The sequence below is a fragment of the Allobranchiibius sp. CTAmp26 genome (assembly GCF_017565405.1).
Lineage (GTDB): Bacteria > Actinomycetota > Actinomycetes > Actinomycetales > Dermatophilaceae > Allobranchiibius.
Genome location: NZ_JAGEKR010000006.1, coordinates 28,141 through 43,068 on the forward strand (window position 1 = coordinate 28,141; position 14,928 = coordinate 43,068).

The window sequence follows — 14,928 nt, forward strand, 5'->3', positions numbered from 1 at the left end:
CGTAAGCGCTCCACCCCTGATCCCGTCGGCATTCGTCGGCGCCTCTCGCGCACACACCGCGCGTACGTCCAAGGAGAAACAAATGGCATTGAGGAAGAAGCCCATCGTGGCGGTCGTCGCCACCGCGATCACCGCCGGGACGGCGTTGTCGGCGTGTGGAGGCGGCGGCGGTGGCACAACCCCCGCGAGCTCCAACAGCACGTACAAGGGTGGGAATCTCACCTACCTGTACGAGGACACGGTCACCAGCTGGGACCCGCAGCGGTCCTACGTCGGTGTCGACCTCAGCAACGAGAGCCGGCTCTTCTCGCGCAGCCTGGTGCAGCTGCCCGTCACCACCGACGCGAAGACCGCCGCGACGCCGATCCCCGACCTCGCCACCAACACGGGCACCAAGTCCGACGGTGCGAAGACGTGGTCCTACACCCTCAAGAGCGGTGTGAAGTGGCAGGACGGCAAGGCCATCAGCTGCGCCGACGTCAAGTACGGCCTCGAGCGCAACTTCAACCCGAACCTCACCGGCGGCCCGACGTACGCCTGGGGCTACCTCAACATCCCCCACGGCTCGGACGGCCTCCCGTCGTACAAGGGCCCCGCCGACACCAAGAACCAGGCGGCCTTCGACAAGGCGGTCGTGTGCTCCGGCAACACGATCACCTACCACTTCAACAAGCCGTTCCCGGACTTCCCCCTGGCGCTGGCTTCGCTGCGTGAGTTCGACCCGTACCGCAAGGACAAGGACCAGGGCGTCAAGAACAACCTGACGATCTTCTCCGACGGTCCGTACATGATCCAGGGCAACTGGCAGACCGGCAGTGGCGGCACGTTCGTGCGCAACCCGAACTACGACCCGAAGACGGACGGCAACCGCAAGGCGCTTCCCGCGACGATCACGTTCAAGGAGAACATCCAGCCCGACACCGCGGCGTCGCGACTCATCGCGAACAACGGTGCGGACCAGTCCGCGGTCGAGATGATGAACATCCCGCCGTCGAACCTGTCCCAGCTGGTGGCCGGCAACGTCAAGAGCCGCGTGGAGAACCCGCAGTCCCCGTTCGTGGACTACATCCTCCCGAACATGAAGCGTCTGACGAACCCCAAGGTCCGTCAGGCCCTCGCGACCAGCCTCAACCAGGCCGCGTACATCAAGGGTTACGGTGGCTCGCAGACCGCGTCCGCCGCCAAGTCGCTGGTCAGCCCCGCGCTGCTCGGCTACAAGCCGAACCCGACCACCGGCGCGCTCGGTCAGGGTGACGTCTCTGCGGCGAAGAAGCTGCTGCAGGGCGCCGGCGTTCCGATGCCGTATCCGATCAAGTTCACCTTCCGCAACAACCCGGCCCGGTTGGCGGGTGCGGAGGCACTGGCCGCCACCTGGAACCAGGCCGGCTTCAAGGTGACCCTGAACCCGATCACCAACAAGTACTACCCGACCATCCAGACGCCGTCGGACAACTCCGACCTGTACTGGGCGGGCTGGGGTGCTGACTGGTCGGCACAGTCGACCGTGCTTCCCCCGCTGTTCGACTCGCGGGTGAACCTCACCTCGTCGACGAAGACGTCGGACTACGGCAACTACACGAGCAAGACCACCAACGCGCTGTTCGACAAGGCGTCGATGCAGACCAGCGTCGAGGCGGCCGCGTCGGTCTACAACGAGGCCGATGCGCAGCTCGGCAAGGACTACGCGTACTTCCCGCTCATCGTCGAGAAGTTCGTCTTCCTGCGTGGCTCGAAGGTCACGAACTACATCAACAACCCCGCCGTGAGCATGTACCCGGACCTCGGTTCGGTCGGCGTCAGCAAGTAACCGTCACATCTGTGGTGGCCGGGCCCTCCTCTGGAGGGCCCGGCCACCGCAGCCATGATCCACGTCCTACCCATTCGCGAGACCGCTTCCCGGTCACGCGCGCCCCGGGAGCGGAGTCAGCTTGTTCGCCTACGTCGTTCGTCGATTGATCGGTGGAGTGTTCCTGCTCCTCTTAGTCAGCCTGGTGACGTTCGTCCTCTTCTTCGCGGGGCCGATCAACCCGGCCAAGTTCACCTGCGGCAAGCAGTGCACGCCCGCGCTGATCGAGCAGAACACCAAGGCTCTGGGATACGACAAGCCCGTCCTGGAGCAGTGGGGGACCTACGTGGTCGGGATCGTCAAGGGACGCGACTTCCCCGACGACCCGGCTCTGAAGAAGACCGCCCCCGAGACCATCGCTCACTGCTCCGCGCCGTGCCTCGGGTACTCCCCACAGACCTCGCAGAACGTCACCACGGAGCTGCAGCCTCGAATACCGGTGTCGGTGTCCCTGGCCATCGCCGCGTTCATCATGTGGATGATCATCGGCGTCGGTGCCGGCATCATCGCCGCGCTCCTTCGAGGGAGCGTGATCGACAAGGCCCTGGTCGGCGTCTCGCTGATCTTCTACGCGATGCCCACCGTCGTCACCGGCCTGCTGCTCTACCAGTTCGTCGCCATCAAGTGGCAACTGGTGCCGGCGCCGCAGTACGTGCCGTTCTCGCAGAGTCCGGTGCAATGGCTCCAAGGACTCTTCCTGCCCGCTTTGACTCTGGCGTTGTACTACGCCGCCGGCTACGTGCGACTGACCCGTGCCTTCATCCTGGAGACCCTCGGTGAGGACTACCTGCGCACTGCCAAGGCCAAGGGCGTGCCGCGGGTACGGGTGCTGTTCCGGCACACGCTGCGCGCCGCGCTCACCCCGATCGTGACCCAGGCGGGGCTGGACCTCGGCGCGCTGCTGGGTGGCGCGATCATCACCGAGCAGATCTTCTCCTATCCCGGCCTGGGCGCCCTGGCGGTCTCGTCGGCGAACCAGTACGACCTGCCGACCACGATCGGCATCGTGCTCGTCGTCGCCACCTTCATCATCATCGCCAACCTGGTGGTCGACGTCCTGTACGGCTTGATCGACCCGCGTGTGAAACTGGCGTGAGGAAGGCGGACATATGAGTACCCCATTGACCAAGGAACAGGGACGACCTGCCGACGCGCAGTCCGGTCCCCTGCTGCAGGTGGACGACCTGAAGGTGCACTTCCCGACCGACGACGGGGTGGTGAAGTCGGTCGACGGTGTGTCCTTCACGCTCGAGAAGGGGCAGACGCTCGGGATCGTCGGCGAGTCCGGGTCCGGCAAGTCGGTCAGCAGCAGCGCCATCATGGGGCTGCAGCGCGGGACGTCGGCCCGGGTCTCCGGATCCATCCTCTTCGACGGCCGCGAGCTGATGGAGGTCAGCGACGAGGAGTACCGCGAGTTGCGCGGCCAGGACATCGCGATGATCTTCCAGGATCCGCTGTCGGCCCTGCACCCGTACTACACGGTCGGCGCCCAGATCGCCGAGGGCTACCGGGTCCACCACCCGGACGCGAGCAAGAAGGACGCCCGCAACCGGACACTGGAGATGCTCGGCAAGGTCGGGATCCCCAACCCTGCACGACGGATCGACCAGTACCCGCACGAGTTCTCCGGCGGTATGCGGCAGCGTGCGATGGTCGCGATGGCGTTGATCAACGACCCCAAGCTGCTGATCGCGGACGAGCCGACGACGGCGCTCGACGTGACGGTCCAGGCGCAGATCCTCGACCTGATGGTGAGCCTGCAGGACGAGTTCCGGTCCGCGATCATCATCATCACCCACGACCTCGGAGTCGTCGCCGACGTCGCCGACGACATCCTGGTGATGTACGCCGGTCGGCCGGTTGAGAAGGGTACCGTGATGGACACCTTCGCGCGGCCGAAGCACCCGTACACCTGGGGGCTGTTGGCGTCCATGCCGAGGCTGGACCAGGAGCGCACGGACAAGCTGGACCCGATTCCGGGCAACCCGCCGTCCCTGATCAATCTGCCCACCGGATGCGCCTTCAACCCCCGGTGTGCGCACCGGGACCGAGTGCCCGGCGACAAGTGCCGCACGGTGGAGCCCGAGCTGTTCCAGATCGGCACCCAGCAGGCGCGCTGCTTCCTGACCGACCAGGACCGCACCGAGATCGCGGCCGCCCACGACGTGAGCCCCGATGCCCACGACGTGAGCGCCGACGCCCACGACCGATCGCAGGAGAGTGCATGAGCGAGCAGCCGCAGAGCGCGCATCAGGCCGGTGGCACGGCTGTCGACGACCGCGAGGACCTGCTGGTCGTGAAGGGCCTGCAGAAGTACTTCCCGCAGACGAAGGCCGGGCTCATCCACCGTCCGGACGCTCCGGTCAGGGCGGTCGACGGTATCGACATCACCGTTCGGCGTGGCGAGACCGTGGGACTCGTGGGGGAGTCGGGCTGTGGCAAGTCCACCGCCGGCCGCACGATGCTGAAGCTGTTGCAGCCGACCGGCGGCAGCATCAGCTTCGCCGGTGAGGACATCACCGACGCCAAGGGCACGCGGTTGCGCAAGCTGCGCCGCGAGATGCAGATGGTCTTCCAGGATCCCTACGGTTCGCTCAACCCGCGGCACACGATCGGCAGCATCATCGCGGCGCCGTTCGAGATCCAGTCGGTCAAACCCGACGGCGGTGTCAAGAAGGCGGTGCAGGAGCTGATGGCCCGGGTGGGCCTCAACCCAGAGCACTACAACCGCTACCCGCACGAGTTCTCCGGTGGTCAGCGGCAGCGCATCGGCGTCGCCCGGGCGATCGCGCTGCGTCCGCAGCTGATCGTGTGTGACGAGCCCGTGTCGGCGCTGGACGTGTCGATCCAGGCGCAGGTGGTCAACCTGCTGGAGGAGATCCAGGACGAGCTGCAGCTGTCCTACATCTTCGTCGCGCACGACCTGTCGGTGGTGCGGCACATCTCCGACCGGGTCGTCGTGATGTACCTGGGCAAGGTCATGGAGGTCGCCGACCGCGACACGCTCTACGAGGCGCCGCAGCACCCGTACACACAGGCGCTGCTGTCCGCGGTGCCCGTGCCGGACCCGTCGCAGTCCCGCGACCGCGAGCGGATCCTGCTCACCGGTGACCTGCCCAGCCCGCAGCACCCGCCGTCGGGCTGCGTGTTCCGCACCCGGTGCTGGAAGGCGCAGGACGTCTGCGCCACCGAGGACCCGGTGCTGGAGCAGGCCGACGACGGACGCGACCACCAGCTGGCGTGCTTCTTCCCCTCCATCACCACCGACCGACCCACCGACAGCACGGCACCCTCGATGGGCCGGCGTGAGCGCGGCGGTAAGAACAGCGCGACCGGCACCGGCGGCGACACCGGTTCCGACGGAGCGACCCGCGTCTGACCCACTGATCGCCACCTGCCCGCACGAAACCCGTGCAGGCAGGTGGCGATCGCGGTTGTAGGGTCGGGCGCGCTGTAGTTCTCGGGCGGCAACGCGCGTCGTTGCCGCCCACGACCAGGAAGCGTCATGGAAACCGCCGAGATCCGTCGCCGTTGGCTCGCCTACTTCGAGGCGCGCGGGCACACCGTCGTCCCCAGCGCCTCGCTGATCTACGACGACCCGAACCTGCTGTTCGTCAACGCCGGCATGGTGCCGTTCAAGCCTTACTTCCTCGGCGAGCAGCAGCCCGGCTGGGATCGTGCGACGAGCGTGCAGAAGTGCGTGCGCACCGGTGACATTGAAGAGGTCGGCAAGACCTCACGGCACGGCACGTTCTTCCAGATGAACGGCAACTTCTCCTTCGGGGACTACTTCAAAGAGGGCGCGATCGACTTCGCCTGGGGGTTGCTCACCACCAGTCAGGCGGACGGCGGCTACGGCCTGGACCCCGAGCGGCTGTGGCCGACGGTGTTCCGCGACGACGACGAGGCGTACGCGCTGTGGCGCGACCGGATCGGCATCCCGCAGGCGCGCATCGTGCGCCGTGACGAGGACGACAACTACTGGAGCATGGGCGTGCCCGGCCCGGCCGGCCCCAGCTCGGAGATCTTCTACGACCGCGGTGCGCAGTACGGCGCCGACGGCGGACCGGCGGTCGACGAGGACCGCTTCATGGAGGTCTGGAACCTGGTCTTCATGCAGGACGAGTTGTCAGCGTTCCGCTCCAAGTCCGACTTCGACGTGCGGGGACCGCTGCCGCGGCGCAACATCGACACCGGGATGGGCCTGGAGCGGATGGCCTCGGTGCTGCAGGGCAAGGACAACCTCTACGAGATCGACGAGGTCTACCCGGTCCTGGCGAAGGCCGCGGAGATGACCGGACGCACGTACGGCGCGAAGTCCGGCCATGCCGCGACCAGCTCGCACCCGGACGACGTGCACCTGCGGGTGGTCGCGGACCACATCCGCTCCTCCCTGATGTTGATCGGCGACGGCGTCACGCCCGGCAACGAGGGGCGCGGCTACGTGCTGCGACGGATGCTGCGTCGCGCGGTGCGCGCGATGCGGCTGCTCGGCTACCGCGACCACGCGCTGCCGCAGCTGCTCCCGGTCAGCAAGGACCGGATGAAGGCGAGCTACCCGGAGCTGGAGACCGACTTCGCGCGGATCAGCCAGATCGCGTACGCCGAGGAGGACGCCTTCCGGCGCACCCTCGACGCGGGCACGACGATCCTGGACACGGCCGTCACGAAGGCGAAGAAGGAGCCCTCACCGCAGCTGTCGGGCGACGCGGCGTTCCAGCTGCACGACACCTACGGGTTCCCGATCGACCTGACCCTCGAGATGGCCGCCGAGCAGGGCGTCCAGGTCGACGAGGCGGGCTTCCGGTTCCTGATGCAGGAGCAGCGCGACCGTGCCAAGGCGGACGCGAAGGCCAAGAAGTCCGGGCACGCCGACGTCGGCGTGTGGACCGAGTTGCTGTCGCTGGGCCGCACGGACTGGCAAGCGTACGAGCACCTTTCGGTCGAGGCGTCGGTCATCGGCCTGGTCCGCGACGGCGAGCGGCAGCAGGAGCTCGAGCCCGGGGCGACCGGGCAGGTCGTGCTCGACCGCACCAGCTTCTACGCCGAGTCCGGTGGCCAGGTCGCCGACTCCGGCGAGATCGTGACCGACCAGGGCGTGCTGAAGATCCTCGACGTGCAGCGGCCCGTGAAGGGTCTGGTCGTGCACACCGTGCAGGTGCAGGACGCTCCGGTCCGGGTCGGCGAGCAGGTGCAGGCGAAGGTCGACCCCGACTGGCGGATCGCCGCGTGCCAGGCGCACTCGGGCACCCACGTCATCCACGCCGCCCTGCGGCAGGTGCTCGGCCCCTCGGCCCTGCAGTCCGGCTCCTACAACAAGCCAGGCTACCTGCGGCTGGACTTCGCGTGGGGTTCCGCGCTGTCGCCGGAGACGCGCTCGGAGATCGAGGAGGTCGCGAATCTCGCCGTGCGCAGAGACCTTCCGGTGTCCGCACAGTTCATGACGCTGCCCGAGGCCCGCGAGTGGGGCGCCCTGGCACTGTTCGGCGAGACCTACGACGAGCAGGTGCGCGTCGTGCAGATCGGCGGCCCGTGGTCACGAGAGCTGTGCGGTGGCACCCACGTCGCGCACTCCTCGCAGGTGGGTGCGCTGACCCTCACCGGTGAGTCGTCGGTCGGATCCGGCGTACGCCGGGTCGAGGCGTTCGTGGGGATGGACGCCCTGCACTACCTGGCCGGCGAGCGGGCGATGGTCGCCGAGTTGTCCGGCCTGGTGAAGGTGCAGCCGGCCGAGTTGCCCGCGCGCATCTCCGAGCTGCTCACCCGGGTCAAGGACGCCGAACGCGAGATCGCCAAACTGCGCCAGCAGCAGGTGCTCGCCGGGGCCGGTGACCTGGTGGCGGGCGCCAAGGACGTCTTCGGGGTGCGCTACGTCGGCCATGACGCCGGAGCGGCGAGCGCCGACGAGGTGCGCGCCCTGGTGCTGCAGCTGCGCGATCAGCTCGGGGACGCGACCCCGTCGGTCGTGGCGGTCACAGGCGTCAGCAAGGACCGGCCGGTGATCGTGGTGGCCACCAACGCGCAGGCTCGCGAGTGGGGCGTGCGCGCCGGTGACCTCGTGAAGGTCGCGGCCGGTGTCCTCGGCGGAGGCGGCGGCGGCAAGCCCGACCTCGCGCAGGGCGGTGGCAGCGATGCCAGCAGGACCGGTGAGGCCCTCGTCCGGGTCGAGCACACGGTGGGCGGGACGGTCACGTCTCGATGACGTCATCGCGCGTTTCGGACCTGCACATCGGGACGCGTACGCCCCGGTGTGCAGGTCCGAAACGGGGGTGGCGGCGATGAGGCCGGGCGCCCGGCTGGGGGTCGATGTCGGTTCGGTGCGCATCGGTGTCGCGGCCAGCGATCCGGACGCCATGGTGGCGACGCCGCTGCGTACCGTGCGCCGCGACCCCGCGGGGATCGCCGACACCGCCGACGTGGCGCAGGAGGCCGAGCAACGCGGTGTCATCGAGGTCGTCGTGGGGTTGCCTTTGTCGATGGACGGGGTGGAGCGGGCCGCGGCGCAGACCGCCCGGGCCTGGGCGGTGGCGCTCGCCCGACGGGTGCCCGGCGTGGTGGTGCGGTTGGTCGACGAGCGGTTGAGCACGGTGGACGCTCAGCGCGCGCTGCACGCGGCCGGGCGTACGGCGCGCTCCAGCAGGGAGATCATCGATCAACAGGCAGCTGTGCTGATCCTGCAAGCCGCGCTTGACTCCGAGCGCCTTTCCGGCCACGCTCCGGGAGAAATCGTCGGCGGCCGCAAGCCGCGCGCTCGTCAGAGTCGCCGTCGCGGCGCGAAAGGTTGGCCCGGATGAACGACTCCCACCTGGGGGATTCGATCTTTGGTGCTTCCGGGCGGAGGGCTCGGCAGGGCGACCACGACACGACCGGTCCGATCGTCGACCCGGACGCCACCGGTCCGGTGCCGCCCGCCGTCGCTCCCATGGCGGCCGGGCCGGCCTCGAGCCGCCGCGAAGTGCGCGAACGCGACGTCCACCAGCAGGTCGCTGCGCCCCCGCCACCCGCACGGCGGCCCCGCAGACGAGGGTCTCACCCCGACGAACGTCGTCCCGCGGTGCGCGGCTGCCTGGCGATGATCGTCGGTGCCCTCGTGATCGGTGCAGCGCTGATCTTCGCCGTCTCGACGCTCGGATCCTCGTTCCTGCCCAAGTTCGGTGGAGGGGGCGCCTTGGCCGGTGGCGGTGACTACGTGGGCGCGGGCACCGGCACCGTCTCCATCACCGTCGCGCCGGGGGACTCCGGCACGACGATCGGCGCGACCTTGCAGAAGGCCGGGGTCGTGAAGTCGGCGAGTTCCTTCACGGCGCTGGCCGCCAACAACTCCCAGTTCGCCACGCTGCAGCCGGGCACCTACCGGATGCGTCGGCACATGAGTTCCGCGGACGCCCTGGACGTGCTGCTGGACCCGAAGTCGAAGGTCGCCGGCGGGGTCACGATCCCCGAGGGTCTGTGGGCCACCGAGATCTACGCCCGCTTGTCCAAGGCGACCAAGGTGCCGCTCGCGAACTACACGAAGGTGCCTGTCGCGAGCCTCGGTCTGCCGAGCGCCGCCCAGGGCCGGGTCGAGGGCTACCTCTTCCCCTCGACGTACGACTTCCCGAAGGGCGCGAGTGCCGCGACCCAGCTGCAGGACATGGTGACCCGCTTCAAGCAGGAGGTGGCGAGCCTGGGGATTCCGGCCAGCCGCCTCGCGAGGGTGACCATCGTGGCCTCGTTGGTCGAGGCGGAGGCCAGCAGGCCGCAGGACGGGCCGAAGGTCGCGCGGGTGGTCGACAACCGGATCGCGCAGGGCATGCCGTTGCAGCTGGACTCCACCGTGAACTACGTGCTGCACCGGCGCGGCAAGATCACGACGAGCGATTCCGCACGCGCGTCCTCCAATCCGTACAACACCTACCGCGCCGCGGGCCTGCCACCCGGCCCGATCAGCAACCCCGGACTGGCGGCGCTGCGCGCGGCGTACCAGCCCACCCCGGGCCCCTGGCTCTACTTCGTGACCGTCGACCTCTCCACGGGTGAGACCGTCTTCGCGTCGAACCGCACCGAGCACGCGGCCGCGGTGCGCCGCTTCCAGGCCTGGTGCACCGCGCACCCGGGCAAGTGCTGAGCGGTCCCCGTGCGGCCGTCCTCGGTCAACCGGTGGCGCATTCGCTGTCGCCGACGCTGCACCAGGCGGCGTACGACGCGCTGGGGCTCACCGACTGGACGTTCGAGCGGCACGAGGTAGGCGCCGCGGACCTGCCGCGCTTCCTCGCCTCGCTCGACAAGCGATGGCGCGGTCTGGCGCTCACGATGCCGTTGAAGGAGGCGGCCCTGGCGCTGGCCGACGTCGCGACGGACACCGCCGTGCGCACCGGAGCGGCCAACACCCTCATCCGGCAGGGCGACTCCTGGCATGCGGACAACACCGACGTGTGGGGGATCCGCGCTGCCCTGCATGACGCGGGCGCCCGGCCGGAGGGCACCGGATGGGCGCTCGTGCTCGGATCGGGCGCCACCGCGCGGTCGGCCCTGGCCGCGTTCTCGGCACTGGGCGTCCGTGACGTCGTCTTCGGTGTCCGCGACCGGGTGCGCCCCGAGACCCTGCGGCAGGCCGAGGCGGCCGGGATGAGGACGTCGGTGCTCGCACTCGACGACGTCGCGCGGGCCGTGGCGGACGCCCCGGTCACGGTGAGCACGCTGCCGCCCGGCGGTGCCGACGGGGTCGCCGCGGCGCTGGAGGACCAGCGGCTCGCGGGCACGGGGGTGCTGCTCGACGTGGTGTACGCCGGGTGGCCGACCCCGCTGGCGGCCGAGGCGGGGCGCGCGGGGCTGAACGTCGTACCCGGCATCGAGATGCTGATCCACCAGGCCGCCGCACAGGTGCGGTCGATGACCGGTCGGGACGCGCCGCTGGCCGCGATGCAGGCCGCCGGACGGTCGACGCAGCGCACCAGGAGGGCGTGACAAACTTCAGCGCATGTTGCGTTGGTTGACCGCCGGTGAGTCGCACGGCCCCTCGCTCACCGCGGTGATCGAGGGTCTGCCCGCGGGGATCCCGATCAGCCGGGAGGACCTGGTGGCCGCGCTGGCGCGCCGCAGACTCGGGTACGGCCGCGGTGCCCGGATGAAGTTCGAGCAGGACGAGGTGCAGTTCACCGGCGGGGTGCGTCACGGTCGCACGATGGGCTCGCCGGTCGCGATCACGATCGCCAACACCGAGTGGCCCAAGTGGGAGACGGTGATGAGCCCGGAGCCGGTCGAGGCGGCCGCGCTGCACGACGCCGACGACGTCGGTGCCCCGAAGGAGCTGGCCCGCAACAAGCCGCTGACCCGCCCGAGGCCGGGTCACGCCGACCTGGTCGGGATGCAGAAGTACGGGTTCGACGAGGCGCGCCCGGTGCTGGAACGCGCCTCCGCACGCGAGACGGCGGCCCGCGTGGCGCTCGGTGAGGTGGCCGCACGGTTCCTCGAGGCGGCGTACGGCATCCGGTTGGTCTCGCACACCGTGGCCATCGGCAGCGCCGGGGTCGCCGACGACGCGCCCCTGCCCGACCCGGACGACGTCGACGCGCTGGACGCCGACCCGGTGCGCACCCTCGACCCGGCCGGGTCCGCCGCGATGGTCGCGGCGGTCGACGCGGCCCGGCAGGAGGGCGACACGCTCGGCGGGGTGGTGGAGGTCATCGCCTACGACGTGCCGCCGGGCCTGGGATCCCACGTGCACTGGGACCGACGGCTGGACTCCCGCCTGGCCGCTGCGCTGATGGGCATCCAGGCGATCAAGGGCGTCGAGGTCGGCGACGGTTTCCGGACCGCTGCGCGACCGGGATCGCAGGCCCACGACGAGATCGTCCGCGAGGACGGCGTCATACGCCGTACCTCCGGACGTGCCGGTGGCACCGAGGGCGGCATGTCCACCGGTGAGGTGCTGCGGGTGCGTGCCGCCATGAAACCCATCTCGACGGTGCCGCGCGCCCTGCGCACGATCGACACCGCGACCGGAGAGGCTGCCACCGCGATCCACCAGCGTTCGGACGTGTGCGCGGTGCCCGCGGCCGGGGTCGTCGCGGAGGCGATGGTGGCGCTCGTGCTGGCCCAGGCCTGCCTGGAGAAGTTCGGCGGCGACAGCGTCGCGGAGACCGCGCGCAACCACCTGGCCTACCTGCAGTCCATCCCGACCGAGATGCGGACCTGGTGAGCGTCGTCGCGGTCCTCATCGGACCACCCGGTGCGGGCAAGACCACCGTCGGTCGACGGCTCGCGGCGCGGTTGCAGGTGCCGTTCGTCGACACCGACCACCTCGTCGAGCAGGAGGCCGGAGCGAGCATCTCCGACATCTTCGTGGAGCAGGGCGAGCAGGCGTTCCGCGCGCTCGAGGCCGCTGCGGTCGCCCGTGGCCTGCAGGGCGACGGCGTGTTGGCGCTCGGCGGGGGTGCGGCCATGCATCCGGGCACCGGTGAGCTGCTGCGCGGTGCGCCGGTCGTCTTCCTCGACGTGACGATCAAGGATGCGGCGGGCCGGGTCGGCTTCGACGGTTCGCGGCCCCTGCTGGCCGTCAACCCGCGCGCCACCTGGACCCGGATGATGGACGCGCGGCGCCCGACGTACGAAGCGCTCGCCACCTGGCGGGTCGACACCGGCGGCCGCAAGATCGCCGAGGTCGTCGAGCAGGTGGCCGAGCTGATCGAACCCGGCGGGGCGGGCCCGGCATGACCGTCGCCCGGATCCCGGTCGGCAGCGCGTACGACGTGCTGGTCGGACACGGCGTGCTGGAGCAGCTGCCCGAGGCGATCCCCGCCGACGCCACCCGGATCCTGCTCCTCCACCCACCGGCGCTGGCCGACCGCGTGGACGCGCTCGCCGCGACACTGCGTATCCGGGAGCGGGCGGTCCTGATGCAGGAGCTGCCCGACGCCGAGGCCGCCAAGACGGCGGACGTCGCGGCACGCCTGTGGTCCCAGCTCGGCGAGGCCGGGTTCACCCGCACCGACGTCGTGGTGGGGTTCGGCGGGGGAGCCACGACCGACCTGGCCGGGTTCGTGGCGGCCACGTGGCTGCGCGGGATCCGGGTGGTGCAGGTGCCGACGACGCTGCTGGGAATGGTCGACGCCGCGGTCGGGGGCAAGACCGGCATCAACACCCCCGAGGGCAAGAACCTGGTGGGGGCCTTCCACGAACCGGTCTCGGTGCTGTGCGATCTGGACCTGCTGGCGACCCTGCCGCGGGCCGACCTGGTCGCCGGGCTCGCCGAGGTGGTCAAGTGCGGGTTCATCGCCGATCCGCGCATCCTGGAACTGGTGACGGCGAACCCCGCGGCCGCTGCAGATCCGGCTGGCGACGTGCTGCCCGAGCTGGTACGCCGCGCCGTCGCCGTGAAGGCCGAGGTGGTCGCCGCGGACCTCAAGGAGGCCTCGCTGCGCGAGATCCTCAACTACGGGCACACCTTCGCGCACGCGATCGAGCAGGTGGAGCACTACACCTGGCGGCACGGTGACGCCGTCTCCGTGGGGATGGTCTACGTCGCCGAACTGGCCGGGCGGGCCGGACTGCTGCATCCCGACCTCGTCGCGCAGCACCGTCGGGTGCTGAGCTCGCTCGGGCTGCCCACGGCGTACCGCGGCGGGCGCTGGGAGGATCTGCTGGCGGCGATGCGACGCGACAAGAAGACCCGCGGTGACCTGCTGCGGTTCGTGGCGCTCACGGACATCGCGGCGGTCACCCGGTTGGAGGGACCCGCGGAGTCGGACCTGCGTGCGGCGTACGACGCGGTGAGCGACACCGTCTGATTCGGGGCACGGAGCCGCGGACCGTAGACTGGACCCGAAGATCCGGCGGCCGAATCGGCATCCACCCCGACGCAGACGTGCACCACCCCAATGTTTCCCACGTCCGTCCGCGTCGAACCGTGAGCGCCTGTGCCCGGGTCGTCCCCGAACCTGCACCTGACCAACCGAAGGAAGACGAGCACGTGGCGAGCACGAACGAACTGAAGAACGGACTGGTCCTGTCCATCGACCGGCAGCTGTGGTCGGTGGTGGAGTTCCAGCACGTCAAGCCCGGCAAGGGACCCGCCTTCGTGCGCACCAAGCTGAAGAACGTGCTGTCCGGCAAGGTCGTCGACCGCACCTTCAACGCCGGTGTGAAGGTCGAGACGGCCACCGTGGACCGCAGCGACATGCAGTACCTCTACAAGGACGGGGCCGACTACGTCTTCATGGACGTGAAGACCTACGACCAGGTGACCATCCCCGCCGCCACCGTCGGGACCGCCGCGAACTTCCTGCTCGAGAACAACGAGGCGATCGTCGCGACGCATGACGGCGCCGTGCTCTACGTCGAGCTGCCGACCTCCGTCGTCCTGGAGATCACCCACACCGAGCCGGGCCTGCAGGGCGACCGCTCCACCGGTGGCACCAAGCCCGCGACCCTGGAGACCGGCGCGGAGATCTCCGTGCCGCTCTTCCTGGAGACCGGCGTCAAGGTCAAGGTCGACACCCGCGACGGGTCGTACCTCGGCCGCGTGAGCTGAGACGACGGTGGGCGCTCGCACCAAGGCTCGCAAGCGCGCGCTCGACCTGCTCTTCGAGGCCGAGCAGCGCGGCGTCAACGCCGTGATCCTGCTCGACGAGCGGGTCGCGGACCCGGTCACCCCCGCTCCGCTGCCCGAGTACACCGCCGACCTGGTCCGCGGCGTGGTGGCCCACTGGTCGGTCATCAACGAGACGATCCAGACCTACACGGATTGGCCGATGGACCGGATGCCGGCCGTCGACCGGGCCCTGCTGCGGCTCGCGGTGTGGGAGCTGGCGTTCAACGACGACGTACCGGAGAAGGTCGCGATCGCCGAGGCGACCCACCTGGCCGGTGAGCTGTCGACCGACGCCTCGCCCCAGTTCATGAGCGGACTGCTGACCCAGGTCGCGCAGGTCAAGCACACGCTGGCCTGACCCGGCCCGACCACCTCCGGCGCCCGCGCCGCTGGAGTCGCCGCGCGCTCTCTACGGCGCGCCGCGACTCCAGATCGTCGCCGGGGACGAATTCTGTGAGAGTCGGCGTGGCGCCTTGCTTTTCGCCAGGTCCGCAAACCCCCAACCGGACAT

The 14,928-nt window shown here is 69.9% G+C and carries 13 protein-coding genes; all 13 read left to right on the forward strand.

Annotation, left to right across the window (positions count from 1 at the left end):
• Positions 1 to 82 precede the first annotated feature (82 nt).
• The 13 genes from J4030_RS04020 (at position 83) to nusB (ending at position 14,775) form a co-directional block, all read left to right on the forward strand.
• Positions 83 to 1,807, forward strand: a complete 1,725-nt coding sequence (locus J4030_RS04020) for an ABC transporter substrate-binding protein (protein WP_208047925.1) — start codon at positions 83 to 85, stop codon at positions 1,805 to 1,807.
• A gap of 121 nt (positions 1,808 to 1,928) precedes the next feature.
• Positions 1,929 to 2,942 carry an ABC transporter permease gene (locus J4030_RS04025; protein ID WP_208047926.1) on the forward strand — a complete coding sequence of 338 codons (1,014 nt, stop codon included), beginning with the start codon at positions 1,929 to 1,931 and terminating at the stop codon, positions 2,940 to 2,942.
• A 13-nt stretch (positions 2,943 to 2,955) separates the two neighbouring features.
• Complete coding sequence (locus J4030_RS04030; protein WP_208047927.1) at positions 2,956 to 4,074, forward strand: ABC transporter ATP-binding protein; 1,119 nt, start codon at positions 2,956 to 2,958, stop codon at positions 4,072 to 4,074.
• Positions 4,071 to 5,225: an ABC transporter ATP-binding protein gene (locus tag J4030_RS04035; RefSeq protein WP_208047928.1), complete on the forward strand. Its 1,155-nt coding sequence runs from the start codon at positions 4,071 to 4,073 to the stop codon at positions 5,223 to 5,225. Before J4030_RS04030 ends, J4030_RS04035 begins: the two co-directional genes overlap by 4 nt.
• A gap of 126 nt (positions 5,226 to 5,351) precedes the next feature.
• Positions 5,352 to 8,048: an alanine--tRNA ligase gene (gene alaS / locus J4030_RS04040; protein WP_208047929.1), complete on the forward strand. Its 2,697-nt coding sequence runs from the start codon at positions 5,352 to 5,354 to the stop codon at positions 8,046 to 8,048.
• A 76-nt stretch (positions 8,049 to 8,124) separates the two neighbouring features.
• Positions 8,125 to 8,640, forward strand: coding sequence for a Holliday junction resolvase RuvX (ruvX, locus tag J4030_RS04045; protein ID WP_208047930.1), 516 nt, complete (start codon positions 8,125 to 8,127; stop codon positions 8,638 to 8,640).
• On the forward strand, positions 8,637 to 9,953 hold the full coding sequence (gene mltG, locus J4030_RS04050; protein ID WP_208047931.1) for an endolytic transglycosylase MltG: 1,317 nt from the start codon (positions 8,637 to 8,639) through the stop codon (positions 9,951 to 9,953). Before ruvX ends, mltG begins: the two co-directional genes overlap by 4 nt.
• Positions 9,947 to 10,792: a shikimate dehydrogenase gene (locus J4030_RS04055; protein ID WP_307864547.1), complete on the forward strand. Its 846-nt coding sequence runs from the start codon at positions 9,947 to 9,949 to the stop codon at positions 10,790 to 10,792. Before mltG ends, J4030_RS04055 begins: the two co-directional genes overlap by 7 nt.
• 13 nt (positions 10,793 to 10,805) lie before the next feature.
• The gene (gene aroC / locus J4030_RS04060; RefSeq protein ID WP_208047932.1) at positions 10,806 to 12,026 is read left to right on the forward strand and encodes a chorismate synthase; all 1,221 of its coding nucleotides are present in this window, start codon (positions 10,806 to 10,808) and stop codon (positions 12,024 to 12,026) included.
• Entirely contained in the window at positions 12,023 to 12,541 is a 519-nt protein-coding gene (locus J4030_RS04065) for a shikimate kinase (protein WP_208047933.1), read from the forward strand. The genes aroC and J4030_RS04065 overlap by 4 nt, the downstream gene beginning before the upstream one ends.
• Positions 12,538 to 13,614 carry a 3-dehydroquinate synthase gene (gene aroB / locus J4030_RS04070; RefSeq protein ID WP_208047934.1) on the forward strand — a complete coding sequence of 359 codons (1,077 nt, stop codon included), beginning with the start codon at positions 12,538 to 12,540 and terminating at the stop codon, positions 13,612 to 13,614. The genes J4030_RS04065 and aroB overlap by 4 nt, the downstream gene beginning before the upstream one ends.
• Before the next feature lie 182 nt (positions 13,615 to 13,796).
• Positions 13,797 to 14,357: an elongation factor P gene (efp, locus tag J4030_RS04075; protein WP_208047935.1), complete on the forward strand. Its 561-nt coding sequence runs from the start codon at positions 13,797 to 13,799 to the stop codon at positions 14,355 to 14,357.
• A 7-nt stretch (positions 14,358 to 14,364) separates the two neighbouring features.
• On the forward strand, positions 14,365 to 14,775 hold the full coding sequence (gene nusB, locus J4030_RS04080) for a transcription antitermination factor NusB (RefSeq protein WP_208047936.1): 411 nt from the start codon (positions 14,365 to 14,367) through the stop codon (positions 14,773 to 14,775).
• Positions 14,776 to 14,928: the final 153 nt, after the last annotated feature.

Excerpts from the sequence above, each read along its gene's own strand:
- J4030_RS04030 (WP_208047927.1), top strand. The coding sequence starts at position 2,956 with ATGAGTACCCCATTGACCAAGGAACAGGGACGACCTGCCGACGCGCAG.
- mltG (WP_208047931.1), top strand. The coding sequence starts at position 8,637 with ATGAACGACTCCCACCTGGGGGATTCGATCTTTGGTGCTTCCGGGCGG.
- aroB (WP_208047934.1), top strand. The coding sequence starts at position 12,538 with ATGACCGTCGCCCGGATCCCGGTCGGCAGCGCGTACGACGTGCTGGTC.
- aroC (WP_208047932.1), top strand. The coding sequence starts at position 10,806 with ATGTTGCGTTGGTTGACCGCCGGTGAGTCGCACGGCCCCTCGCTCACC.
- alaS (WP_208047929.1), top strand. The coding sequence starts at position 5,352 with ATGGAAACCGCCGAGATCCGTCGCCGTTGGCTCGCCTACTTCGAGGCG.
- J4030_RS04020 (WP_208047925.1), top strand. The coding sequence starts at position 83 with ATGGCATTGAGGAAGAAGCCCATCGTGGCGGTCGTCGCCACCGCGATC.
- ruvX (WP_208047930.1), top strand. The coding sequence starts at position 8,125 with ATGAGGCCGGGCGCCCGGCTGGGGGTCGATGTCGGTTCGGTGCGCATC.
- J4030_RS04035 (WP_208047928.1), top strand. The coding sequence starts at position 4,071 with ATGAGCGAGCAGCCGCAGAGCGCGCATCAGGCCGGTGGCACGGCTGTC.